Source organism: Actinomadura madurae, from assembly GCF_047130825.1.
Taxonomy (GTDB): Bacteria; Actinomycetota; Actinomycetes; order Streptosporangiales; family Streptosporangiaceae; genus Spirillospora; species Spirillospora madurae.
On the sequence record NZ_CP083237.1, the window covers coordinates 4,260,656 to 4,284,303 of the forward strand.

At 72.2% G+C, this 23,648-nt stretch carries 24 protein-coding genes; 12 read left to right on the top strand and 12 right to left on the bottom strand.

What is annotated here, in order from left to right; genetic code table 11:
* Window positions 1-124 precede the first annotated feature (124 nt).
* The 3 genes from K8Z49_RS19305 to K8Z49_RS19315 all read right to left on the bottom strand — a co-directional run bounded on the left by K8Z49_RS19305 (window position 125) and on the right by K8Z49_RS19315 (window position 3,609).
* Window positions 125-2,680 (bottom strand): TcpE family conjugal transfer membrane protein, encoded by a 2,556-nt coding sequence (locus K8Z49_RS19305; protein WP_412520139.1) that lies wholly within the window; start codon window positions 2,678-2,680, stop codon window positions 125-127.
* Between the two features lie 56 nt (window positions 2,681-2,736).
* Window positions 2,737-3,021 (bottom strand): hypothetical protein, encoded by a 285-nt coding sequence (locus K8Z49_RS19310; protein WP_021600158.1) that lies wholly within the window; start codon window positions 3,019-3,021, stop codon window positions 2,737-2,739.
* A 63-nt stretch (window positions 3,022-3,084) separates the two neighbouring features.
* Window positions 3,085-3,609 carry a conjugal transfer protein gene (locus tag K8Z49_RS19315; RefSeq protein ID WP_412520141.1) on the bottom strand — a complete coding sequence of 175 codons (525 nt, stop codon included), beginning with the start codon at window positions 3,607-3,609 and terminating at the stop codon, window positions 3,085-3,087.
* A gap of 140 nt (window positions 3,610-3,749) precedes the next feature.
* Between K8Z49_RS19315 and K8Z49_RS19320 the strand changes: the two genes are divergently transcribed.
* Window positions 3,750-4,520 (top strand): transposase family protein, encoded by a 771-nt coding sequence (locus K8Z49_RS19320; RefSeq protein ID WP_412518540.1) that lies wholly within the window; start codon window positions 3,750-3,752, stop codon window positions 4,518-4,520.
* 7 nt (window positions 4,521-4,527) lie between these two features.
* Here K8Z49_RS19320 and K8Z49_RS19325 read toward each other — a convergent pair whose 3' ends face one another.
* Both K8Z49_RS19325 and ychF read right to left on the bottom strand, forming a co-directional pair.
* Window positions 4,528-5,019: a hypothetical protein gene (locus tag K8Z49_RS19325; RefSeq protein WP_412520143.1), complete on the bottom strand. Its 492-nt coding sequence runs from the start codon at window positions 5,017-5,019 to the stop codon at window positions 4,528-4,530.
* Between the two features lie 444 nt (window positions 5,020-5,463).
* On the bottom strand, window positions 5,464-6,555 hold the full coding sequence (gene ychF, locus K8Z49_RS19330; protein ID WP_021595356.1) for a redox-regulated ATPase YchF: 1,092 nt from the start codon (window positions 6,553-6,555) through the stop codon (window positions 5,464-5,466).
* Window positions 6,556-6,708: 153 nt separating this feature from the next.
* Here ychF and rmuC point away from each other — a divergent pair, with 153 nt between their 5' ends.
* Entirely contained in the window at window positions 6,709-8,043 is a 1,335-nt protein-coding gene (gene rmuC, locus K8Z49_RS19335; RefSeq protein WP_075020876.1) for a DNA recombination protein RmuC, read from the top strand.
* A gap of 56 nt (window positions 8,044-8,099) precedes the next feature.
* Window positions 8,100-8,639, top strand: a complete 540-nt coding sequence (locus tag K8Z49_RS19340; RefSeq protein WP_021595358.1) for a DUF6542 domain-containing protein — start codon at window positions 8,100-8,102, stop codon at window positions 8,637-8,639.
* A gap of 22 nt (window positions 8,640-8,661) precedes the next feature.
* Here the strand turns inward: K8Z49_RS19340 and K8Z49_RS19345 are convergent, their stop codons facing one another.
* Complete coding sequence (locus tag K8Z49_RS19345; RefSeq protein WP_021595359.1) at window positions 8,662-9,627, bottom strand: 4-hydroxy-3-methylbut-2-enyl diphosphate reductase; 966 nt, start codon at window positions 9,625-9,627, stop codon at window positions 8,662-8,664.
* Window positions 9,628-9,766: 139 nt separating this feature from the next.
* Here K8Z49_RS19345 and K8Z49_RS19350 point away from each other — a divergent pair, with 139 nt between their 5' ends.
* Window positions 9,767-10,693: a hypothetical protein gene (locus K8Z49_RS19350; RefSeq protein WP_412520147.1), complete on the top strand. Its 927-nt coding sequence runs from the start codon at window positions 9,767-9,769 to the stop codon at window positions 10,691-10,693.
* Window positions 10,694-10,771: 78 nt separating this feature from the next.
* Here the strand turns inward: K8Z49_RS19350 and K8Z49_RS19355 are convergent, their stop codons facing one another.
* On the bottom strand, window positions 10,772-11,197 hold the full coding sequence (locus tag K8Z49_RS19355) for a MarR family winged helix-turn-helix transcriptional regulator (RefSeq protein WP_021595361.1): 426 nt from the start codon (window positions 11,195-11,197) through the stop codon (window positions 10,772-10,774).
* 98 nt (window positions 11,198-11,295) lie between these two features.
* Here K8Z49_RS19355 and xseA point away from each other — a divergent pair, with 98 nt between their 5' ends.
* Both xseA and K8Z49_RS19365 read left to right on the top strand, forming a co-directional pair.
* Entirely contained in the window at window positions 11,296-12,510 is a 1,215-nt protein-coding gene (gene xseA / locus K8Z49_RS19360) for an exodeoxyribonuclease VII large subunit (protein ID WP_412520149.1), read from the top strand.
* A gap of 10 nt (window positions 12,511-12,520) precedes the next feature.
* Window positions 12,521-12,754, top strand: a complete 234-nt coding sequence (locus K8Z49_RS19365; RefSeq protein WP_021595363.1) for an exodeoxyribonuclease VII small subunit — start codon at window positions 12,521-12,523, stop codon at window positions 12,752-12,754.
* A gap of 13 nt (window positions 12,755-12,767) precedes the next feature.
* Here K8Z49_RS19365 and K8Z49_RS19370 read toward each other — a convergent pair whose 3' ends face one another.
* Window positions 12,768-13,457, bottom strand: a complete 690-nt coding sequence (locus tag K8Z49_RS19370) for a DUF4245 domain-containing protein (protein ID WP_021595364.1) — start codon at window positions 13,455-13,457, stop codon at window positions 12,768-12,770.
* A 20-nt stretch (window positions 13,458-13,477) separates the two neighbouring features.
* Window positions 13,478-14,143 carry a TetR/AcrR family transcriptional regulator gene (locus K8Z49_RS19375; protein WP_021595365.1) on the bottom strand — a complete coding sequence of 222 codons (666 nt, stop codon included), beginning with the start codon at window positions 14,141-14,143 and terminating at the stop codon, window positions 13,478-13,480.
* Between the two features lie 202 nt (window positions 14,144-14,345).
* Between K8Z49_RS19375 and glpX the strand changes: the two genes are divergently transcribed.
* Complete coding sequence (glpX, locus tag K8Z49_RS19380) at window positions 14,346-15,380, top strand: class II fructose-bisphosphatase (protein ID WP_021595366.1); 1,035 nt, start codon at window positions 14,346-14,348, stop codon at window positions 15,378-15,380.
* A gap of 2 nt (window positions 15,381-15,382) precedes the next feature.
* Here the strand turns inward: glpX and K8Z49_RS19385 are convergent, their stop codons facing one another.
* Window positions 15,383-15,994 (bottom strand): DUF1707 domain-containing protein, encoded by a 612-nt coding sequence (locus tag K8Z49_RS19385; RefSeq protein ID WP_412520153.1) that lies wholly within the window; start codon window positions 15,992-15,994, stop codon window positions 15,383-15,385.
* Between the two features lie 83 nt (window positions 15,995-16,077).
* Here K8Z49_RS19385 and K8Z49_RS19390 point away from each other — a divergent pair, with 83 nt between their 5' ends.
* The 3 genes from K8Z49_RS19390 to K8Z49_RS19400 all read left to right on the top strand — a co-directional run bounded on the left by K8Z49_RS19390 (window position 16,078) and on the right by K8Z49_RS19400 (window position 19,221).
* Window positions 16,078-17,031: an ABC transporter ATP-binding protein gene (locus tag K8Z49_RS19390; RefSeq protein ID WP_021595368.1), complete on the top strand. Its 954-nt coding sequence runs from the start codon at window positions 16,078-16,080 to the stop codon at window positions 17,029-17,031.
* Complete coding sequence (locus K8Z49_RS19395) at window positions 17,028-17,825, top strand: ABC transporter permease (protein ID WP_021595369.1); 798 nt, start codon at window positions 17,028-17,030, stop codon at window positions 17,823-17,825. Before K8Z49_RS19390 ends, K8Z49_RS19395 begins: the two co-directional genes overlap by 4 nt.
* 166 nt (window positions 17,826-17,991) lie before the next feature.
* Window positions 17,992-19,221 (top strand): MFS transporter, encoded by a 1,230-nt coding sequence (locus tag K8Z49_RS19400; RefSeq protein ID WP_021595370.1) that lies wholly within the window; start codon window positions 17,992-17,994, stop codon window positions 19,219-19,221.
* A 27-nt stretch (window positions 19,222-19,248) separates the two neighbouring features.
* Here the strand turns inward: K8Z49_RS19400 and K8Z49_RS19405 are convergent, their stop codons facing one another.
* Window positions 19,249-19,479, bottom strand: coding sequence for a hypothetical protein (locus tag K8Z49_RS19405; protein WP_021595371.1), 231 nt, complete (start codon window positions 19,477-19,479; stop codon window positions 19,249-19,251).
* 29 nt (window positions 19,480-19,508) lie between these two features.
* Window positions 19,509-20,933, bottom strand: a complete 1,425-nt coding sequence (locus K8Z49_RS19410; protein WP_412520156.1) for a PLP-dependent aminotransferase family protein — start codon at window positions 20,931-20,933, stop codon at window positions 19,509-19,511.
* A gap of 113 nt (window positions 20,934-21,046) precedes the next feature.
* Between K8Z49_RS19410 and K8Z49_RS19415 the strand changes: the two genes are divergently transcribed.
* On the top strand, window positions 21,047-21,988 hold the full coding sequence (locus tag K8Z49_RS19415; RefSeq protein WP_021595373.1) for a DMT family transporter: 942 nt from the start codon (window positions 21,047-21,049) through the stop codon (window positions 21,986-21,988).
* A 1-nt stretch (window position 21,989) separates the two neighbouring features.
* Window positions 21,990-23,630 carry a fumarate hydratase gene (locus K8Z49_RS19420; protein WP_021595374.1) on the top strand — a complete coding sequence of 547 codons (1,641 nt, stop codon included), beginning with the start codon at window positions 21,990-21,992 and terminating at the stop codon, window positions 23,628-23,630.
* Window positions 23,631-23,648 lie beyond the last annotated feature (18 nt).

Sequence of the window (23,648 nt, forward strand, 5' to 3'; positions counted from 1 at the left end):
GTACGGAGGGCCGCGCAGGGTTGTCCGGGAGAGTGTTGACCATCCGGACGGTCATGAACGTCAAGCGTGTCCGCCAGGAATGCCCGGCTCGCCGTGCTCTCCGCTAGGTGCCCGCGAGGGGCGCTCATCGGGTGGCCTCCTGCTCCTGCTGAAGCTCCTGGTAACGCTCGGGCATGACGGTGAAGCCGCCGGCCACGACGCCGGCGAGGGCAAGATAGGCACGCCGCGTCGGCGTGCGCAACGACTTCAGCTCGTTGCGCGGCGCGCGGTCCATGCTCAGGTGATCATCCCACGGGATGCGCACCAGCGCCCGGCAACGCCCCCGCGCCACGGCCTCGGCCTGCTCGACGTCGTCCATGCTGCGGCGGCTCACCCCGTTGATGACGGTCACGGCGCGCGAGCGCAGCTCCTCGTACCCGTGGCCGTCCAGCCACTCGAACGTCATCGCGACCGCGCGCGGCGCGTCGGCGCTGGCCGGCGCGACCAGCACGATCTGGTCCGCGTACGGCAGGACGCGCGCGACCACGGCCGCCGCCGCGTCCAGCATCGTCACCGAGTAGAACCGGTCGAGCGTGCGGATGGCCAGCGCGTAGTCGCGGTCGTCCAGCGCCTGCAGCGGGTTCTTCCCGGCCGCGATCACGTCGAGCCCCGACTTGGCCTGCGAGGTGTACCGCCGCATCGCCGTGAGGCTGTTGACCTGGTCGGCGCGCGTGATGAGCCCCGTCAGCGTCTCGTTGGTGTCGCTGCGCGTCCGCCGCGCCAGCGCACCGGGACCCGGATTCACGTCGATCGCCACGACGGGCTCGCCGTTGTGCTGGGCGAACGTGTGCCCGAGCATCAGCGCCGTGACGGTCTGCCCCGCGCCCCCGGTGCACCCGAGCACCACGACGTGCCGCGTCCCGTGGAACGGCTGCTGGATCCGCTGCTGGAACTCGGCGTCGATCTCGCCGTGTCCGCCGCCGACGGCGTGGATGAGCCGCCGCAGCCCGCCGCTGGTGACCTCGTGCTCGGGCCCCGGCGGCGTGATGGCTGGCCCGGACGGCGGCGGCGCCGGAGGCGGCGGCAACGGCCGCGGCCGGACGGGCGAAGCGGGCTGGGACCGCACCTCGCGCGGCGGCGCCTCCTCCTCCACCGGCGGCGGGGCCGGAGGCTGGACCGGCGTCCCCTGCGCGGCCGGAGCCCCCGCATCGGGGACCGGGGGCCACATGAGGTTGTCCGTGACCGCGGGCCGCAACGGCTTGGAAAGCCCCTTGGACCAGGGCCGCGGAGGCTCCCGCAGAACCCCCTGCTGCTCCTGCGCCCGAGCCACCTGCTGCTCGGGCCGCGTAGGACGAGCAGACGGGCGGGTCTCCCCAGCACCCGAACGCGCACCCTCGTCCTCCGGCCTCTCCGCCTCGCCGCCAGACCGCGCCTCCTCGCTCGGGCTCGCGGAAGGCTCCTGCGCAGACTGCTCCTGAGCACGCTCACGCTGCTCTTCAGGGCGCTCGGGCTGCTCCTGCGCGCGAACCACCTGCTGCTCAGGACGCGTGGGACGAGCAGACGGGCGCGTCTCCTCGCCGCCCGCATGCGCAGGCTGAGCCTCCGGCTCACCACCCGGGCTCGCGGCCTGCTCCTGCTCCGGCGCGGGCCTCGGAGGCCACACCGTCTCAGCACTCGGCACAGGCGGGCGTCCTTGCGGCTGCTCGGGCTCCTGGGCGTGGGCGGGTTGTTGCCGGGAGTGGGCGCCGAAGGCGCCGGGGACCATGGGGATGTCGGGGCGGGTCGCGTGGGGGCGCGGGGTGGACGGGGTGTCGCGGTGAGTGGCTCGGTGGCCCGCGACCTTCTTGTCTCCGGGCTCGCCGTTGAACGTCTCCTCGGCGGGGGTCACCCAGCGGACGCTCGGGGCGGGCTGCGGGACGGGGATGTCGGGACGGGTGTCGGGGGGTGCCTCGGCCTGCCAGACCTCGGCGGGCGCTCCCGGACGGCGGACGCCGGAGGCGAAGGCGCGCTTGCCGGAGCCGGGGGCCGCCGGCGGGGGCGCCTCCAGCTGCGGGGTGGCCGGGGGGTGCTCGATCTCGGCGGCGACGGGGAGGACGTCGTCCTCGTGGGAGATGTCGCGGGTGGTGCGGCGCCAGGCCTTGGGGGGCACGGCCGGTTCGCGCTGCGCGGCGTACTCCACCAGGGACGGGGGCGCGGCGGCGGCCGCGGGGCGCGGTACGACCGGGGCGGGCGCGGCGGCGGGCGGGGCGATGGGGACGGGCTCGGGGTCCCGGGCGCGGCGGCGGCGGGACTTGATCGCGGCACGTTCCATCGCGGCGGCCGGGGCGGGGGCCTCGGCGCGGCGCCACACGCGGGCCACGATGACGACCTCGCGGGGTTCGCGGATCGGGGTGAGGCGGCACCACGTGCGGGGTTCGGAGAGGTAGCGGCTCTGGGAGAGCAGCAGTTCGGTGAGCCGCTTTCCCTCGATGACGGGGCGGGTCGCCATCCAGGTCAGCACGCCCGGCGGGACGATGTACAGGACGTGCCAGGGTGACTCGAAGGGGATCCCGACGACTCTGAGCAGCACGATCCAGGGCACGAACACACCGAGGAACACGCCGATCTGGACCAGCGGCAGCGGCATGGGCAGCCGCAGGTCGTACAGCTTGTAGAGCCGCTTCTCGATGCGCCAGATGTTCGTGTACGTGGGTAGATCCACGCCCCTACTCCCCTAACTGCGCGAGCGCCGTGCCGCCTGCCGACCTCCGGGCGAGGTCAGGAGACGTCCACGCCGAGGGCCTTGGCTATCGCCTTGGCCGTGGTCTCGATGATGTTCGGCACGTAGAAGACCACCCCGATTCCTATCGCCAGCACGATGAATTGGACGAAACGCGTGATTTCTCGGGTGAACAGGAAGAAGATCGCGACAATGGAGACGATCACAAGGAACAGCGGGCCGAATATCTGGCGGAGCCAGTCGGCGAGCTGGTCGGTTTTCAGTTCGTCGTCGGGCGCCGCCAGAAGTTCGTGCGGAATCGACGCCATGATGTGGTGCAGCATCGACTGGCTACCTTCCTAGGTCGGCGGACTCGCTGGGGGTGTTGGTTTTCAAATCGCGGCCTCTCATGACGCGTTCGGTTCCGTGGTGCCGCGAATGTCCTGGACGAGCCAGGTGGCGCCCTTCTTGACCATGGCGAGCTGGTAGCTCTGCTCCAGTTCGCCGCCGCCTCCTCCGGCCGGCTGCCACACCACGGTCGCGGTGACGGTCCGCTCGCCGCCCGGTCCCTTGGGCGCGACGACCTCCTTGACCTGCACGAAGGTGACGGAGTTGGCGAGGCCCGCGATGGTCGTCCCGTTGGAGAAGCGGGACAGGGCCTCCTGGTTCCCCCGGGCGTACTCCTGGAAGAAGGTGCCGAGGAAGGGCTGGAGTTCGGTTTCGAGGGCGGTGTCGCGGTCCTGGACCCCGCCCTGGGGAAGCTGCGCCTTGGTGGGCGGGGGAAGCAGGGCGGGGCGTGCGGACACGACCAGTGAGCCGCTCTTGTCGGCGTACACGGGAACGGCGAGGCGGAGCCATCTGTCGGCCGTCCGGGCGAGGAGCGTCACGGTCGCGTTGTTGGCGTCGCGGGCGTCCACTCCGGCGACCTGCACGGACTGAGCCTTTTTCAGCGGCAGTTCCGTGTGTGCTGATCACAGCATGATCGCGGACGGCGTGGGCGGTGCCGAACGTCAAGAAGCCCCTGGTAGGACGGTTGATCTCTCACAACCCCCGTCCCCACCAGAGGCTCTACATGCTTTTGTACCGTGCTTCGCTGCCGTTGTCGCGCCGGACCCTGGCCTACGCCACCGGAGTGGTCCGCCGCCACCGCCAGGCCATCGGCAGCAAAGGCCGCGTCCTGCCACCGGGCATGCAGGCCTTGATGACCTTGGTCTACCTGCGCAAAGGCGAGACCTACGCCGAACTGGGCGCCGGATTCGCCGTCTCCACCACTACCGCGTGGCGCTACGTCAACGAGACCGTCGACATGTTGGCCGCCCGCGCGCCCAAACTCGGCCCTGCGCTGGCCGGAGCGGTTAATACCGGCCTGCCGTACCTGGTGCTGGATGGAACCTTGATCTCGATCGACCGGGTCGCCGCCGACCGGCCGTATTACTCGGGAAAGCATCGCCGCCATGGCATGAACCTCCAGGTCATTGCCGCACCGGACGGGGCTCTGGTGTGGGTGTCGGGACCGCTGCGCGGCTCGGTCCACGACTTGGCGGCGGCCCGGATCTGGGGTGTCATCCGGGCGCTGGCGGCCACCGGGCTGCTGGTGCTGGCCGATAAGGCGTACCAGGGCGCCGGCGCGCACATCCTCACGCCCTACAAGGGACGCGACAAGCCCGAGCCGCAAAAGGACGCCAACCGCGCACACGCCAAGCTCCGCGGGCCCGGCGAACGCGCGAACGCCCAGCTCAAGTCATGGAGAATCTTGCGGCAGCTGCGCTGCTGCCCCCACCGCGCCGGGCGCCTCGCCAAAGCCATCCACACTCTGCAACTCCGCGAGACCACATCACGCTGAAAAGGGTTCACTGAACCTGCATCTTCCCGACGCCGTTCCAGCCGAATTGGGCGTCGGCGCCGTCGGGCAGGAAGGTCCGCATTTGCGCCTCGCGGGCGGGGGCGCTCTTCTGGTCGAAGTTGAGATAGACGTTCGCGAACTGGAGCGCGAACGCGCCCGCGGCGCTGGACGGGAATCCCGCGTTCTTCGCGGGCTTGGACGCGGCCGGCGCCCCGCCGGAGGTCTCGTCGGCGGTGAAGCGCTCGAACGGGGCGCGGACGCCGTTGACGAGGATGACGATGATGAGCGCCCAGAGCACGGCGCGCCCGACCCAGACCCACCAGCGCCCGCCGGAGCCGCCCCAGCGGCCGCCTCGCGTGCCGCCGCGCCCGCCGCCGGACCGTCCCCGCTCGGGCAGGTCCCACGGGTCGGCGGACGAACCGAGCGCCCGGCCGGGCGCCGCCGTCTCGTCGACTACGGCGGTGTCACGGCCGCGTCCCACGGCCGACCTGCGAGCCATCCTGCCTCCGCTCGCGCCTCGCCCCCGGTCGGCGCGGTCCTGTGTTCCTGGTCTTGGTCCGGTGGTCCTTTCTGAACCCACCTCGGGCCCAGGGTAACCACGGGCGTCAATTGTTCCAGCGCATCCCAGCCAAGCACAGCCCCGGCACGCGGTTGTGGATAATGCAATCCACCTCAGCAGGAACAGGGAAGATTGCCAAACGGTGACGATCCCCTATCCAAGGCTCCGAACAGTGCGCAGGTCCAGGTACCGGACAAGCGCGGCGACTCGGAAGTTGCTTGGTTACCGGCTGGCGACGGCGACCGCAATCTGTTCCCGAAATACTCCGGCAAAGTGGCGCAATCGCGACATATCACTACAAAACGCCAGCTCAGTGGCCACACGAGCCTCGTTCGGCCCCGCTGTCGCCAAAATCACACACGACACGCCCACCGGCGGCCCGCGTCAGACGTTGAAGCGGAACTCCACGACGTCGCCGTCCTGCATGACGTAGTCCTTGCCCTCCATGCGGACCTTGCCGGCGGTGCGGGCGGCGGCCATGGAACCGGCGGCGGTCAGGTCGTCGTACGAGACGATCTCGGCCTTGATGAAGCCGCGCTGGAAGTCGGTGTGGATGACGCCCGCGGCCTCCGGCGCGGTGGCGCCCTTGCGGATCGTCCAGGCCCGCGCCTCCTTCGGCCCGGCCGTCAGGTAGGTCTGCAGGCCGAGGGTGCCGAAGCCGATCCTGACGAGCTGCGACAGGCCCGGCTCGTCCTGCCCCATGCCCTGGAGCAGTTCGAGGGCCTCGTCGTCGGGCAGCTCGATCAGCTCCGCCTCGATCTTGGCGTCCAGGAAGATCGCCTCGGCGGGCGCGACCATGTCGCTCAAGCGCGCGCGCAGGGCCTCGTCGGTCAGCTCGCTCTCGTCGAGGTTGAAGACGTAGAGGAACGGCTTGGCGGTGAGCAGGTGCAGCTCGCGCAGGAGCGCCAGGTCGATTCCGGCCTTCTCGGCCCCCGCGAACAGGGTGACGCCGTCGTCCAGAAGCTTCTGCGCGGCGTTGACGGCGTCGACGACGGCGAGCTTTTCCTTGTCCTTCTTGGTGCGCGCCTCCTTGTCGAGGCGCGGCAGCGCCCTCTCGATCGTCTGGAGGTCGGCCAGGATCAGCTCGGTGTTGATCGTCTCGATGTCGCGGGACGGGGCCACGTCGCCGTCGACGTGCGTGACGTCCGGGTCCTCGAACGCCCGGATGACCTGGCAGATCGCGTTGGTCTCCCGGATGTTGGCGAGGAACTTGTTGCCGAGCCCCTGCCCCTCGGACGCGCCCTTGACGATCCCGGCGATGTCGACGAACTCCATCGTCGCCGGGATGATCTTCTGCGAGCCGAAGATCTCCGCCAGCACGGCCAGCCGCGGGTCGGGCACGCCGACCACGCCGACGTTGGGCTCGATGGTCGCGAACGGGTAGTTGGCGGCCAGCGCGTCGTTCTTGGTCAGCGCGTTGAACAGCGTGGACTTGCCGACGTTGGGCAGCCCGACGATTCCGATGGAGAGGCTCACGGCCGTCAAGTTTATGGGCGCCGGCGCACCCCTCGGGCTGCCCGGAACCTCCGGTGGGCCTCCCGTTGGTGAACAGTGGGCCAAATGCCCGTGACGCGGGGCGGCCCGGCGCGTCGCGGTCGCCGATCGGCGCCGCGCTGTCACGATGAACGGATGGACCTCGCGCTGTTCGCCGGACTCCTCGTCGGCGCCGTCTTCGGCGCCGTCGCCGGATACGCGCTCGCGACGAGCCGGCAGGGCGCGCTGATCGCGCGGGCGCGGGCGGCCGAGGAGAAGCTCGCCTACGCCGAGGAGCGGATGGCCGAGCACTTCGAGAACCTGTCCGCGAAGGCGCTCGACGCCAGCAACCAGCGGTTCCTGGAGCTGGCGGACGCCCGGCTCAAGGCGGCCGGGATCGAGGCGGCCGGAGAGCTGCAGCGGCGGCAGCAGGCGGTCGAGCACCTCGTCGCGCCGCTCAAGGAGACGCTCGCCAAGGTCGAGGAGCAGCTCCGCGAGGTGGAGACGGGCCGCCGCGAGTCGCACGCGATGCTCGCCAAGCAGGTCGACTTCGTCCGGCAGAGCTCCGACCAGCTGCGCCGCGAGACGCAGTCGCTCGTCCGCGCGCTGCAGCGTCCCGAGGCCAGGGGACGCTGGGGCGAGCTGCAACTGCGCCGCGTCGTGGAGCTGGCCGGGATGGCGCACCACTGCGACTTCGACGAGCAGGCCACGTCCGCCACGGTGGACGGGACGGTGCGTCCCGACATGGTGGTGCGGCTGGTGGGCGGCAAGAACATCGTGGTCGACTCGAAGGTCTCGCTGGCCGCGTACCTCCAGGCCGCGGAGAGCGGCGACCCGGTGCGCCTGGACGCGCACGCGCGGCATCTCCGCGACCACGTCGACCGTCTGGCGGCCAAGTCGTACTGGCAGGCGTTCAGCCCCTCGCCCGAGTTCGTCGTCCTCTTCATCCCCGGCGAGGCGTTCCTCGCGCCGGCGCTCGACCGCGACCCCGGGCTGCTGGAGTACGCGATGCGCCGCCGGGTGCACATCGCCACGCCGACCACGCTCATCACGATGCTGCGGACGGCGTCCTACGCGTGGCAGCAGGCCGCCCTGTCGCGCAACGCCCGCGCCGTCTTCGACCTGGGCAAGGAACTGTACGAGCGGCTGGGCACGATGGGGCAGCACGTCGACGAGCTGGGCCGCGCGCTGACCGGTGCCATCAAGTCCTACAACCGGACGGTCGGTTCCCTGGAGACGCGCGTGCTCGTCAGCGCGCGCAAGCTGAACGAGCTGGGCGTCGTCGACGACGGGCTGGACGGCCCGAACCCCGTCGAAGAGAGCCCCCGCGCGCTCTCCGCGGCCGAGCTGACCGCGTACGACGAACCCTTCGGCGCCGGCGGCCATCTCCCCGAGGAGGAAGGGTCTCAGCCGGACCCGGCCGCGGAGGCGGTAGGTTTCGGCGGGCGGGCCATCCCCGAGCCGAGTGATCGGCGAAAGAGGTGGCGATGACTTCATCGACGGTACGCGACGCGCCCGGCGGCGCCTCGCCGGCCCCAGGGGGTCCAGTGAGTCGGCAGCGCGGTGTCTCGTCCCGGTCGCGGTCGGCCGGCCCGATCACGCTGACGGGGCGCGGCGGCATCGTGGTCATGTTCGGCGCCGGCGTGGTGTGCGGGCTGCTGTCGCGGTGGCTCGGCGTGGGACTGCTCGCCGGCGCGGGGTTCGCGATCGGCTGCGCGCTCGCCGCGTTCGCCACCCGCCCCGCCGACCTCCTCACGCTCGTCGTCAGCCCGCCGCTGGTGTTCTTCGCCGCCACGGTGACGGTGGTGTTCGTCACCACGCTCGGGAGCGGCTCGCTGCTGCGCGGCATGACGGTCGGCCTCCTCACCGCGCTGGCGGCGACCGCGCCGTGGCTGTTCTTCGGGACGGTCCTGGTCGTCGTGATCTGCCTGGCCCGCGGCCTCATGACGAACGTCAGGGAGCTGCAGGACAAGCTGATCGGGGTCCGGCTCTTCGAGAAGGAGGAGAACGAGAACCCCGTCCGCTGGGACGAGTCGCCGGCCACGACACAGGAGCGCCGCCGCACCCATCACGGCGACGTGGACTGACCGTGCAAAGCTCCCGCGGTGATCAGACGGGCGTGATGCGGAGGTCCTTGCGGAGCTCCTTCGGAAGGGAGAAGCGCATGCTCTCCGGCACGGACTCGACCTCCTCCGCCTCGCCGAAGCCGCGGTCGGCCAGCCAGGCCAGCACCTCCTGGACCAGCTCGTCCGGGACGGACGCGCCGCTCGTGACGCCGACGGTCGTGACGCCCTCCAGCCAGGCGGGGTCGATGTGCTCGGCGTAGTCGACGAGGTAGGCGTCGTCGGCCCCGTGCTCCTTGGCGACCTCGACGAGCCGCACGGAGTTGGAGGAGTTCGTCGACCCGACCACGATCACGAGCTGCGACTGCGCCGCCATCTCCTTCACGGCGACCTGCCGGTTCTGCGTCGCGTAGCAGATGTCGTCGGACGGCGGGTCCATCAGCTTGGGGAACCGCTCGCGGAGCTTCTCGACCGTGGCGATGGTCTCGTCCACCGACAGTGTGGTCTGCGACAGCCACGCCACCTTCTCCGGGTCGCGGACCTTCACGTTGGCGACGTCGTCGGGGCCGTCGACGAGGTGGATGTGGTCGGGGGCCTCGCCGGTGGTGCCGATGACCTCCTCGTGGCCCTCGTGCCCGATCAGCAGGATGTCGTAGTCCTGCGCGGCGAACCGGACGGCCTCCTTGTGGACCTTGGTCACCAGCGGGCAGGTGGCGTCGATGGTGCGCAGGTCGAGGCCCCGGGCCTCCTCGTGGACGACGGGCGCGACGCCGTGCGCGGAGAACACGACGATGGAGCCCGCGGGGACCTCCTCGGTCTCGTCGACGAAGATCGCACCCCGCTCTTCCAGCGTCTTGACGACGTGCACGTTGTGGACGATCTGCTTGCGGACGTAGATCGGCGCCCCGTACTTCTCCAGGGCGATCTCGACCGTCTCCACGGCCCGGTCGACGCCCGCGCAGTAACCACGCGGTTTGGCGAGCAGGACACGGCGCTGGCTGTTGGCGGTCATGGCTCTATCGTACGAGTGGCCACGCTGTGACCCACTCCACGGCCCTTTTGGACAGAAATCCACTAACCCGGGGTGACCGCCATCGCACCCATGGGGCAGAGTGAGTTTCGACGAGACGAGGCAGGAAGAGGAAAGTCCGATGACGAAATCGCCGCGCCGCCTCAGGGAGCAGGTCCGCGACACGGTGGGCGAGCAGGTCCGGGACCTCCCGCTGCACGCCGTCCGGCTGGCCATGTTCGGCGTCGGCCGGGCACTGCTGCTCAGTGACCGGGTGACCAGGGACTACAAGGAGATCACCGAGGGCGGCGGCGTCAAGCCGGTGATCGGGCGGCTGCGCGAGGACGTGCAGACCACGGCCGAGAAGGTCGTCGGACGGGTCGTCGAGCGCGTCCGCGGGGACGAGCCCCAGCCGAGGCCGGAGCCCGCCCGCGGGAGCGGAGGCGGGCAGGCCGCGGCGCGGCCGGCCGCCGAGGAGATCTCGGTCGGCAAGCCCGGCGCGTCCACCGCGCACACGCCGAAGCACGCTCGTCCCGGCCCGTCGAAGCCGCCGAAGCCCGCCAAACCCGGCGCCCTCGGCAGGCACCACGCCCGGACGGCGGAGGAGTCCGGCCCCGTCGCGCGGCCCGCGCCGAAGCCGGTGCCGTCCGAGCCGGAGCCGGAGCCCGCGCCGCAGGCGCGGCCCGCACCGAACCCGAAGCCCGCCGACGCCAAGCCCGCCGAGCCCAAGCCCGCCGAGCCGAAGCCCGCCGAGCCGAAGGCCGAGGAGCGCAAGGCCGAGAAGGCCACCGAGGCCAAGGCAGACAAGGCAGACAAGGCGGGCAAGACGGCGTTCGAGCCGAAGCCGGAGACCAAGCCCGCGGCGCCCGCCGAGGCCGAGCACCTCGCCGCCGACCTGCCGGTCCCCGACTACGACAGCGCATCGCTCCCGCAGCTGCGCGCCCGGCTCCGCGGCCTGACCGTCGACCAGGTGAAGCTCCTGCGCGAGTACGAGAGCAAGCACGCGGGGCGTGAGGACGTCATCCGCATGTACGAGCGCCGCATAGCCAAGCTCAACGGCAACACCTGAGCCACCGAGAGAAAGCCCCGGCGACCGCTAGAACTCAAGCCGCCGGGGCTTTCCCGTGCCCGCGCGGCCGACGTCCGGTCAGGGTGCGCCGAGGAGCTTGTCGAGTGCGGGCAGCGCGGCGGCGACCGCGTCGCGCTCCTCCTTGGTCAGGTCCGCGAACCGCTCGGCGAGGAAACCGATGCGCTGCTCCCGCCCCGCGGCGAGCCGGTCGCGTCCCGCCTCGGTGAGCCCGGCGGTCACGACGCGGGCGTCGGCGGCGTCCCGGCCGCGCGTGACGAGCCCGTCGCGTTCGAGCCGGTTGATCTGCGCCGTCATGGTCGGCAGCCGGACGCCGTGCTCGTCGGCCAGCTCGGTCATCCGGCGCGGGCCGTGCTCGAGCGAGCCGAGCACCGACAGCTGCTGGCTGGTGATCGGCTGGTCGGCGCTGACCCGCCGCAGCATCAGCACGACATGGCGCAGGCGCCGGTTGAGCTGCTCGGCGAGCTCGCGTTCGGATGCGGTCACGGTCTCTCCTCGTGTCACTCGGCCGATCCGGAGACCGGCCTGCTCTTGGTCGCGCGGCGCCCGCCCGCGCGCATCGGTCCGCACCGTAGGCTGCCCGCATGGCGATGGAGACCACGGCCGAATCCCCGGTCCCGGTGCGCACCGTCCTGCAGGCGGTGAGCGGGTGGATCGGGAAGCTCGGCCGCATCTGGGTCGAGGGCCAGATCACCGACCTCAACGCCCGGGGCGGGACGGTCTACATGACGCTCCGCGACCCGGTCGCGAACATGTCGGTGCGGGTGGTCGGCCCGCGCGCGGTGTTCGAGGCCGCCGGTCCCGCGGTGACCGACGGGGCCCGGGTCGTGGTGCACGCCAAACCCGACTTCTGGATCAACCGGGGGACGTTCTCGCTCAGCGTCCTGGAGATCCGGCCGGTCGGCGTCGGCGAGCTGCTCGCCCGCCTGGAGCGGCTCAAGCGGGTGCTCGCCGCCGAGGGGCTGTTCCGGCCCGAGCGCAAGCGCCCGCTGCCGTTCCTGCCCGGGAAGGTCGGGCTGATCTGCGGGCGCGACTCCGACGCCGAGCACGACGTCCTGCAGAACGCGCGGCGGCGGTGGCCGGCGGTGACGTTCCGGGTGGAGAACACCGCGGTGCAGGGCTCGTACGCGGTCGGCGAGGTCATGGAGGCGCTGCGCACGCTGGACGCCGATCCCGAGATCGATGTGATCATCATCGCGCGCGGCGGGGGCGCGATGGAAGACCTGCTGCCGTTCTCCGACGAGGCGCTCGTCCGGGCGGTCTCCGCGGCCCGTACCCCGGTGGTCAGCGCGATCGGGCATGAGCAGGACAGCCCGCTCCTGGACCTGGTCGCGGACGTGCGCGCGTCCACCCCGACCGACGCGGCGAAGAAGACCGTCCCGGACGTGCGGGAGCAGCTGCAGCTCGTCCGGCAGCTGCGCGACCGGGGCCGGCGGTGCCTGTCCGGCGCGGTGGAGCGGGAGCTTGCGTGGCTGCGGTCGGTGCGGTCGCGGCCCGCGCTGGCCGACCCGGTCCGGGAGGTCGAGCGGCAGTCCGAACAGGTCACGGCCTTGCGCGACCGGGCGCGCCGGTGCCTGTCCGGGGCGCTGGACCGGGCCGGGGACGAGCTGTCGCACACCCGCGCCCGGCTGCTCGCCCTCTCCCCCGCCGCGACGCTGGAGCGCGGGTACGCGATCGTCCAGCGGGAGGACGGGTCGGTGGTGCGGGAGTCGGCCGCGGTCAAGGACGGGGAGGGCCTCACCGTCCGGCTGGCGGACGGCCGCCTCGGCGTGACCGTGTCCGAGCGGGCGGGGTCGTAGGGTGGGACGGGTGGCGGACAAGGAGACGGCCGACAAGCCGTCGTACGAGCAGGCGCGGGACGAGCTGGCCGAGGTCGTCAAGCGGCTGGAGGCGGGCGGGCTCACGCTGGAGGAGTCCCTGAACCTGTGGGAGCGCGGCGAGCGGCTCGCCGCGATCTGCGAGGAGTGGCTGGAGGGAGCCCGCGCGCGGCTGGCCGCGGCCCTCGACCGGCCCGAGAACGGCGACGCCGCCGCACCCTTCTAGTCCTCTCCGGGGTTCAGGAGCCGGGCGTGGCCGTCGCGGACGGGGTCAGCTTCCCGTCCTTCTTCTGCGGCCGCAGGGAGGCGGCGAGGACCGCCAGCTCCTCGTAGGACGCGGTGCCCGTCACGACGAGGCTGACCCCGTCCGGGAGGGTCCGGGCGAGCGAGTTCGCCTTCTTGTCCTTGCGGTGGTACGTGCTCCACGTGACGCCGTTCACCTGCCGCGTGCCGGTCGGCTTGCTGCTGTTGGTCATGCGCGGGACGTACTCGGACGCCTTCTCGTCGCTCTGTTCCAGCGCCGCGTACTCGTCGCCGGGCGTGACGAAGCCGAGGTGCCACGCGACGGGCTTCCGGCCGCCGGAGTCGAGCCCGGACACCCGCGAGCTGGTGGGACGCCACCGCGGGCCGAGGTTCTCCGGCGAGTACACGGTGAACGGCGCGTCGTTGCGCATCGCCCACAGCTGCGAGCCGTAGTCGACGGTCGGCAATACCTCCTCGTTGCTGCGCGGCGTGATGACATAGATCGCCAGTACCAGCAGCAGGCACGCCCCCATCGCCATGGCGAAGCCGCCGAGGCCCGTGGTCAGCCGCTTGTGCACGCCGGGGCTGACCTGGACCACGGGGCGTCCCGCCGGGGTGCCCTGGTCCGGCGCCGCGTCGCCCCGGGGCGGCGCCTCCTGCTCGCGTGTCGCGTCCTGCTCGGTCACCCCTCCAGGATCCCCCACGGTCAGCGCCGCTCCGTACCGGGGTTCCTGATCGTGCCGACGATGGCCATGATCTCGTCGGCGAGGCGGCGGGCGGCCTGCTCGTCGTCCAGCAGCGCGATCTCCGACACCGCGCCCGCCATCGCGCCGGTCAGCACCGTGACCAGGGCCTCGTCCACGCCGCCGTCGGCGGTGTGGAACAGGGCGGCGTTGCGGCGCGCCCACTTGTTGAGCCGCTGCCGGTTGACGCGGTCGAACCCGGGCGGGCCGTCGCCGGAGATGAACAGCCGCGCGACGTCCCGCTCGTCGAGGCAGCCGTCCAGGTAGGCGCCCGCGCCCGCGATGAACTGCTGCATGGGGTCGGTCTCGCCCGCCTCCCGGAGGGCGTTGATCGCCTCGCGGGTGCGCTCCTGCTGGCGTCCCTGGAAGTCGTCGAACAGCGTCAGGTACAGGTCGGCCTTGCCGTTGAAGTGGTGGTAGAGGCTGCCCACGCTGGCGCCGGCCTTGGCGACGATGTCGGTCACCGCGGCCTGGGCGAAGCCCGACTCGCAGAAGACGTCCCTCGCCGCGGCCAGCAGGGCGCCGCGGGTGGCCGCGCCGCGGTCGGAGGTGCGGGCCGGGACCTCGCCGGACCCGGCGCCCCCGTTCTGTACCGCCCCACCGGACGAGACGTCGATGTCGCTGCTCATGACGCCAGAGATTACGCCCTCTCCCAGGGGGAAACGATCCCTTGCCCGCGCGACCGTCGAAACCCGGCTCCGCACCGTGCATGTCCGACCGTGTTCCACCGGTGCCGGAAGCCCGGCGGCCCGGCTGGTCTGGTCCAATTTGTGGCCTGCCGTCCGGTCCCCGGAGAATCCGAGGCACCACCGACCGAAGGGGCTGCTTCGCATGTCCGAAGAGACCACCGTCACCTCCCCGCTCGAGACCGAGCCGGCGGCGCCGGACCGCAACCTGGCGATGGAGCTGGTCCGCGTGACCGAGGCCGCCGCGATGGCCGCGGCCCGCTGGGTCGGGAGGGGGGACAAGAACGGGGCCGACGGGGCCGCCGTGAACGCCATGCGCCAGCTGATCAACACGGTGTCCATGCAGGGCGTCGTGGTGATCGGCGAGGGCGAGAAGGACAACGCGCCCATGCTGTTCAACGGCGAGGAGGTCGGGGACGGCTCCGGCGCGGAGTGCGACGTCGCGGTCGACCCGGTGGACGGGACGCGGCTCACCGCGCTCGGCATGAACAACGCGATCGCGGTGCTCTCGGTGGCGCCGCGCGGGTCGATGTTCGACCCGTCCGCGGTGTTCTACATGGAGAAGCTCGTGACCGGCCCGGAGGCGGCGGACGCCGTCGACATCGAGCGCCCGATCGCCGACAACATCCGCGCGATCGCCCGCGCGAAGGGCTCCTCGCCGCACGACGTGACGGTCTGCATCCTGGACCGGCCGCGGCACGAGGGCATCGTCAAGGAGGTCCGGGAGGCCGGGGCGCGGATCAAGTTCATCCTGGACGGCGACGTGGCCGGCGCGATCATGGCGTCCCGCCCGGGGACGGGCGTCGACCTGCTGCTCGGCATCGGCGGCACCCCGGAGGGCATCATCGCGGCGTGCGCGATCAAGGCGCTCGGCGGGGTGATCCAGGGCCGGCTGTGGCCGCAGGACGACGAGGAGAAGCAGAAGGCCGCGGATGCCGGGCACGAGCTGGGCACGGTGCTCACCACAGACGACCTGGTGACGTCCGACGACGTGTTCTTCGCCGCGACGGGCATCACCGACGGCGAGCTGGTCGACGGCGTCCGCTACAGCAAGGGCACGGCGGTCACGCACTCGCTGGTCATGCGGTCCCGCAGCGGCACGATCCGGACGATCTCCAGCGAGCACCAGCTGAACAAGCTGCGCGCCTACAGCTCGATCAACTTCGACACGGCGGTGTAGGGCTACCGGCCGCGCGTGAGGCGGTTGCGGACGCGGGTGCGCAGCGGGAGCCTCGGCGCCCGCGCCCGCACCGACCCGAAGATCATCGTGCCGGCCACCTCGATCGTCGGCCCCTCGGACGCGGGCCGGGCGCGCAGGTCGCGGGTGGTGAGGACGGTGCGGCCGGTGACGTCCACGCGGACGCCCTCGGGGACGAGCAGCCGGATCCGGCCGCCGAGCACCATGGAGTCGACCACGATGTGGCGGCGCTGCAGGACGGCCTCGCGCAGGTCCAGCTCGACCGTCCCGAACAGGGCGAGGAGCGGGAGCTTGACCGGGACGACCCAGCGCCCCTCCCGGCGGGTGCGGCCGAAGAAGACCGACACCGGCCGGTCGTCGACGAGGATCGGCTGCGCCTCCTCGGGGCTGAGGTCGCCGGTGAGGCCGGTCAGCTCGCCCAGCGTGCGGGCGGCGTACGCGCGGGAGGTGCGCTCGGAGTGCTCCTCCATGGTGAGCCGCCCGTCCGCGAGGGCCTCGCCCAGGACGGCGACGACGCGTTCCCGGTCGGCATCGGACGCGCGCAGGTCGCGCACGCGGGTGACCTTCTCGGCGGCCGGGCGATGGGGGACGTCCACAGGTAGAGGTTAACCTCCGGCCGGAACCCGGCCGGAGGAAAACAAGTGGGGTTTTGTCCCGCCCCCTCCCTAGTGTGAGGTGTATGACCCTGCAACGTGCCCAGCTCGCCGACGCCCGCGAGGGGGCCGGCACGGCGGCGATCAGTCTCCGCGGTGTGGTGAAGCGGTTCGGTGACTTCACCGCCGTCGACGGGCTCGATCTCGAAGTCCCGGCGGGCGTCTGCCTGGGGCTGCTGGGCCCGAACGGCGCGGGCAAGTCGACGACCATGAAGATGCTGACCGCGCAGGCGATCGCCACCGAGGGCAGCATCCACGTGCTCGGCTTCAGCGTCCCGCGCGAGTCCAAGCGCGCGCGGGCGGCGATGGGCGTCGTCCCGCAGCAGGACAACCTCGACGAGGAGCTGACCGCCCGGGAGAACCTGGAGGTGTTCGCGCACCTGTACCGGGTGCCTCGGGCGGCGCGCCGCCAGGCGGTCGACGACGCGCTGGAGCTGGCGCACCTGACCGAGCGGCAGCTGACCAAGGTGGACGACCTGTCCGGCGGCATGCGTCGCCGGCTACTGATCGCCCGCGGGCTGGTGCACCGTCCCGCGCTCGTGCTGCTGGACGAGCCGACCGTTGGTCTGGACCCGCAGGTGCGGGCGGAGCTGTGGGGGCTGATCGACGGGTTGCGCGCCGGCGGCACCACCGTGCTGATGTCGACGCACTACATCGAGGAGGCCGAGCGCCTGGCGGACGAGTGCGCGCTCATGTCGCACGGCCGGGTCATCGCGCGGGGCTCCCCCTCGGACCTGGTCGCCGAGTACGCGGGCGAACGGGTCGTCGAGCACTACGGGCCGCCTGATCGGCTGACGGAGGTGGAGCGGCTCGCCCAGGCCGCGGGGCTGCCGACGCGCCGCACCGGCCCCTCGGTGTCGGTGCTGAAGGCGGAGACGATTTCGCCCTCGCTGGAGGACGACCTGGGCCCGGACGGCGTCCGCCGGGCCGCCAACCTTGAGGACGTGTTCGTGGTTTTGACGGGGGAGCGCGTCGAGTGAGTGTTGACGTTGAGCGGGCGCCGCGGCTGCGGCGGTTCGAGATGGCGCCGGTGCGGGGCATCTGGCGGCACGAGCTGGCCCTCTACAAGCGGTACTGGAAGTCGCAGTCGTTCGCCTCGATGGTCGAGCCGACGTTCTTCCTGCTGGCCTTCGGCTACGGGTTCGGCTCGATGGTCGCGGTGATCGGCGACTACCGGTACCTCGACTTCGTCGCGACGGGCGTCGTCGGGACGGCCGCGCTGTTCACCTCGGTCTTCCCGGGCATGTTCAACGGCTACATCAGGCGCGTGTTCCAGCACACCTACGACGGGATGCTGGCGGCGCCGGTGGACGTCCACGAGCTGGTGACCGCCGAGGCGCTGTGGATCGCGGCGAAATCGGCGGTGTACTCGTGCACGCCGATCGTCGTGGCGTTGTTCTTCGGCCTGGATCCCTCGCCCGGGATGCTGCTGGTGCCGATCGTGACGTTCTTCACCGCGCTCGGTTTCGGGCTGTTCGGCATGTGGACGTCCTCGGTGGTGCCGTCGATCAACTCGTTCGACTACGTGATCACCGGTGTGGTGACGCCGCTGTTCCTGATCGCCGGGACGTTCTTCCCGATCGAGGCGCTGCCGGGGTGGGCGCAGAAGGTCTCCTACTTCAACCCGCTCTACCACTGCGTGGAGCTGGTGCGGGACGCCGTGTTCGGGCTGCACCCGCTGGCCGACCTCGGGCACCTGGCCGCGCTGGTGGTGTTCGCCGGGCTGATGTGGCTGATCGCCGTCCGCGGCATGCGCGACCGCCTGATCGACTGACCCGGCATTGACGCGTCATTCTGGGGGGCAACCCCCAGACCCCCGGCATTGACGCGTCATTCTGGGGGGCAACCCCCAGACCCCCGGCATTGACCTGGTGAGTAACCTGTCCCTACGCTGACGCGAATCTTTCTCACGTTGCGCAGGTCAGAGAGGTCGGGGCCGCATGAGCCAGGGCACCACCGCGCGGGACCGCCAGGCGCGGTTCGCCGCCTACACGGCGTTCGCCGTCCAGGGGCTCTGCTTCGCCTCCCTGGTGACGCAGGTCCCGCAGATGCAGAAGGCGCACCACCTGAGCGACGCCACGCTGTCGCTGGTGCTGCTGATGGTGCCGCTGATCGCGGGGGTGGGCAGCGTCGCGTCCGGGGCCCTGTTCCAGCGGTTCGGCAGCGGCCCGGTGCTGCGGGCGTCCCAGCCCGTCGTCGCCGTGACGATCGCGCTCATCGGCCTCACCGGCGACAACGACGTCGCGCTCTACGTCGCGGTCGCCGCGTTCGGGCTGTTCGTCGGGGCGGTCGACGCGTCGATGAACGCGCAGGCGATCGCGGTCGAGCGCCGGTACGGGGTCAGCCTGATCACCGGCTTCTACGCGGTGTGGAGCGTCGCGGGGATCCTCGGGGGGCTGTGGGCGTCCCTCACCAACAAGCTCGACCTGTCGCTGTTCACCGGCTTCGCGATCGCCGCAGCCGTGGGCGTCGCCGCCGCGCTCGCCACCGGTTCCCGCCTCTACCGCCGCGCCGAGGAGGGGGACGGGCCGACCGCCGCGGAGCTGAAGGCCGCCGGACGCCGCGTCCCGTGGCGTCCGATCCTGGTGGTGGGCGCCGCGATGGCCGTCGCCTACCTCGCGGACTCGGCGATCTCCAGCTACGGCGCCAAGTACCTGGACGACGAGTTGTCGGCTAGCGACTGGGTCGCGCCGCTCGGCTACGTCGCCTACCAGGTCACGATGGTGGTCAGCCGGGCCGTCGCCGACCTCGCCGTCCGCCGCTCGGGCGCCGTCCGGGTGGTCCGGATCGGCGGGCTGGTCGGCATCGTCGGCATGTTCGGGGTGGTGGCGGCGCCGAACGCGGCCTTCGCGATCGCCGCGTTCGCGCTCGCCGGCCTCGGCCTCAGCGTGATCGCCCCGGTGTCGTTCTCCGCCGCCGGGCGGGTCGACCCGACGGGCCTCGGCGTCGCCGTGGCCCGGGTGAACATCTTCAACTACGTGGGGTTCGTCCTCGGTGCCGCCGTGGTCGGCGCGATAGCCCCGCTCAGCGCCGACCACGGCCTGCGGCTGGCGTTCATCGTCCCGTCCGCGCTGATCCTGGTCGTCTTCGTCACGGCCAAGGGCTTCGACCCGGAACCGGTCAGGGGCGCCCGGCCGGACGCCCCCGCCATGGAACGCCCGGTGGCCTGACCACCGGGCCCGCCACCCCCTACAGGATCACGCGTCTTCCAGGGCCTTCAGAGCCCGTTCGCCTTCGGCCTGGGCCTGTTCGGGGCTCATGTCCTGCAGGGCGCGGCTGAGCGCCACCTCGGCGGCGTCGGCCGCCGCCCGCAGGGTCACGGCGTGCTCCTGTGCCCGTTCGAGGTCGCCCAGGCCCACACAGTCGAAGGCCACCTGCGCGTCGTGGCCCGCCATCTTCAGCTGCCGCGCGGCCTCTTCCAGACTCATCCATACCTCCTACACCAGGGATGCTGGTCCTACCCCCCGGCACCGTGCGTAACCGCTTGACCCAGCAGTTGCGCCGCCTTGACCAGGCGAGGCTCGGAGAGCCGGGCGTAGCCGAGGACGAGCGCGGGCGGCGCGCCGGCCGCGCGCTCGGGCGACCACATGGGCCGGCCCCCCGCGACCGCGACCCCGAGGTCCGCGGCGCGCGCCACGATCTCGTCCTCGTCGCATCCGTCCGGGAGTTCCACATAGAGGTGGATGCCCGCTGACACGCCGCGAACCATCGCGCCGGGAAGATGTTCGCGCAGTGCCCCGGCGAGGGCGTCGCGCCGGGCCCGGTACCGGCGCCGCATGGTGCGCAGATGCCGGTCGTAGCCGCCGCCGGCGAGGAACTCGATCAGCGCGTGCTGCTCCAGGACGGGCGCCCCGAGGTCGGTGTGCACGCGGTGGTCCCGCAGCCGCTCGGCGACGGACGGCGCCGCGACGGCCCAGCCGAGCCGGAGCGCGGGCGCCAGGGACTTGCTGACCGAGCCGAGGAGGACGACCCGGTCGGGGTCGACGCCCTGCAGGCAGCCGACGGGATCGCGGTCGTAGCGGAACTCGGCGTCGTAGTCGTCCTCCAGGATCAGGCCGTCCACGCCGCGCGCCCAGGCGATCAGCTCGGCGCGGCGGGCCGCCGACAGCACGACGCCGGTCGGGTACTGGTGCGCGGGGGTGACCAGGACGGCCCGCGCGCCGGAGGCGGCGAGCGCGGCGACGTCCAGGCCCTCGCCGTCCACGGGGACGCGGACGACGCCGATCCCGGCCGCCGCCAGCATCGGCAGCTGCCGGTCGCTGGTGGGGTCCTCGACGGCGAGCACGGTGTGCCCGTCGGCGCGCAGCAGCGCGATCATGGCGGACAGCCCGTGCGCCACCCCGTTCATGATCACGACCCGGCCGGCGTCGGCGTGCGCGGCGCGCACCCGGCCGAGGTAGGACGCCAGCTCGGCGCGCAGTGCGGGGACGCCCGCGGGGTCGGGGTAGGTGAGGGCGTCGTGCGGCAGGGTGCGCAGCGCCGCGCGGGCGGCGGCGATCCAGCGCTCGCGGGGGAAGGCCGACAGGTCGGGCTGGCTCGGCCACAGGTCGTACCGCACCTGCGGGCCGGGCGGGGGCTCGCCGTGCGGTGAGGGGGCGGGCGGCCGGTCCGGCGGCAGGGCCTCGTCGTCGGGACGCGCCAGCGGCGCGATCCGGGTTCCGTCGCCGCGCCGGGCGATCAGGAAGCCCTCGGCGGTGAGCTGCTCGTAGGCGGTGACGACGACGCCGCGGGACACGTCCAGGTCGCGCGCCAGGTCGCGGCTGGACGGCAGCCGTGTCCCGGCGGTCAGCCGGCCGGACCGCACTGCCGCGCGGAAGCCGGCCGCGATCTGCGCCGCCAGCCGGCCGGCGGACCGGTCGAGGGGAAGATGAAGGTCGGTCACATGACACTCAGCGTCAGTGGGGAGCCCGGACGTCACGGGCACCCTAATGGTCCACGATTCAGCGTATCGATTGGCACTGTGTCATGGACCAAGCGGCTTCTAGCGTTCCGTTCATGAACAGCTCACACAGGCGCGGCACGGTCGGCGCGGGCGCCGCGATGTTCTTCGTCGGCACGCTGACCGCCGTCTCGGCGACCATCTCCGGCTATCCCGTATTCGGCGGTCAGGCGGTCCGGTACGCCGTCGCCGCGCTCGTCCTGCTGGCCGTGGCCCGGTTCACCGGGCGGCCGGCCCGCCGGCCGTCCGCGCGGGACTGGCTCCTGCTGGCGGCCCTGGCGGCGACCGGCCTGGTCGCGTTCAACGTGTGCATCGTGGCGGCCACCGCGGACACCAGCCCGGCCACGATCGGCACGGTGATCGCGACCGTCCCGATCGTGCTGGCGCTGGCCGGGCCGCTGCTGGAGGGCCGCCGCCCGGCGCCGGCGATCATCGTGTCGGCGTGCGTGGTGGCGGCCGGCGCCGGCCTGGCCAGCGGGTTCGGCGGCGGCAGCGCCCGCGGGCTGCTGCTCTCGCTCGGCGCGCTCGCGGGCGAGGTGTGCTTCTCGCTGCTGGCCGTCCCGCTGCTGCCGCGCCTCGGCCCGCTGCGGGTCTCCGCCTACTCCGCCGCGCTCGCCGCCCCGATGCTGCTGGCGGCCGGCCTCGTCACCGACGGGACGGCGGCGCTGCGCGTCCCGACCGCCGCCGAGCTCGCGGGCTTCGCCTACCTGTCGGCCGTCGTCACCACGATCGCGTTCCTGCTCTGGTACGACGCGATCGGCCGGCTCGGCGCCGACCGCGCCGGGCTGTTCGCGGGCCTGATCCCGGTCAGCGCGGTGATCACGACGGTCGTGCTCGGCATCGACCGGCCGGGACCGGCCGACCTGGCGGGCGCCGCGCTGGTCGCGGCGGGCGTCGTGGTCGGCCTGCGCAGCCGGGTCGCCCCCCGTGAACCCGCGGTTCCCGAGCCCGTAACCTGTGAGGCGGCCCCCATCGGAATCGCGCGAGGATCTGCCTGAGATGCCTGAGTTCTCCTACACCGACCTGCTGCCGCTCGGCCCGGACGACACCGACTACCGGCTGCTGACCTCGGACGGGATCTCCACGTTCGACGCGAACGGGCGGACGTTCCTGCAGGTCGAGCCGGAGGCTCTGCGGCTGCTCACCGAGACCGCGATGCGCGACGTCGCGCACCTGCTGCGCCCGGCGCACCTGGCGCAGCTCCGCCGGATCCTGGACGACCCCGAGGCGTCCCCGAACGACCGCTTCGTCGCGCTCGACCTGCTGAAGAACGCGGGCATCGCGTCCGGCGGCGTGCTGCCGATGTGCCAGGACACGGGGACGGCGATCGTGATGGGCAAGCGGGGCCAGCACGTCCTCACCGACGGCGCCGACGAGGAGCACATCTCCCGCGGGGTGTACGACGCCTACACGAAGCTGAACCTGCGCTACTCGCAGATGGCGCCGGTGACCATGTGGGAGGAGAAGAACACCGGTTCCAACCTGCCCGCGCAGATCGAGCTGTACGCGGCCCCCGGCGACGCCTACAAGTTCCTGTTCATGGCCAAGGGCGGCGGCAGCGCGAACAAGTCGTTCCTCTACCAGGAGACCAAGGCCGTCCTGAACCCCAAGCGGATGATGTCCTTCCTGGAGGAGAAGATCCGCTCGCTGGGCACGGCCGCGTGCCCGCCATACCACCTGGCGATCGTCGTCGGCGGGACGTCGGCCGAGTACGCGCTGAAGACCGCCAAGTACGCCTCCGCGCACTACCTCGACACGATGCCCACCGAGGGCTCGCCGCTCGGGCACGGCTTCCGCGACCTGGAGCTGGAGCTCCAGGTGTTCGAGCTGACGCAGAGACTCGGGATCGGCGCGCAGTTCGGCGGCAAGTACTTCTGCCACGACGTGCGGGTGATCCGGCTGCCGCGGCACGGCGCGTCCTGCCCGGTGGCGATGGCGGTGTCGTGCAGCGCCGACCGGCAGGCCCTCGCCAAGATCACCGCCGAGGGCGTGTTCCTGGAGCGGCTGGAGACCGACCCCGCGCAGTACCTGCCCGAGACGACCGAGGAGCACCTGGACGACCAGGTCGTGCGGATCGATCTGAACCGCCCGATGGCGGAGATCCGCGCGGAGCTGACCAGGTACCCGGTGAAGACGCGGCTGTCGCTGACCGGCCCGCTGGTCGTCGCCCGCGACATCGCGCACGCCAAGATCAAGGAGCGGCTGGACGCGGGCGAGCCGATGCCGCGGTACATGCGCGACCACGCCGTCTACTACGCGGGCCCGGCGAAGACGCCGGAGGGCTACGCGTCGGGCTCGTTCGGCCCGACCACGGCCGGGCGCATGGACTCCTACGTCGAGCAGTTCCAGGCCGCCGGGGGCTCGCTGGTCATGCTGGCCAAGGGCAACAGGTCGAAGCAGGTCACCGACGCGTGCCGGGAGCACGGCGGGTTCTACCTCGGGTCCATCGGCGGCCCCGCCGCCCGGCTCGCCCAGGACTGCATCAGGAAGGTCGAGGTCCTGGAGTATCCGGAGCTCGGCATGGAGGCCGTCTGGAAGATCGAGGTGGAGGACTTCCCGGCGTTCGTCGTGGTGGACGACAAGGGCGAGGACTTCTTCGCCGACACCACCGGCCCCGTCCTCACCATCGGCCGCCGCTGACGTCCGGCGGCGGCCGGC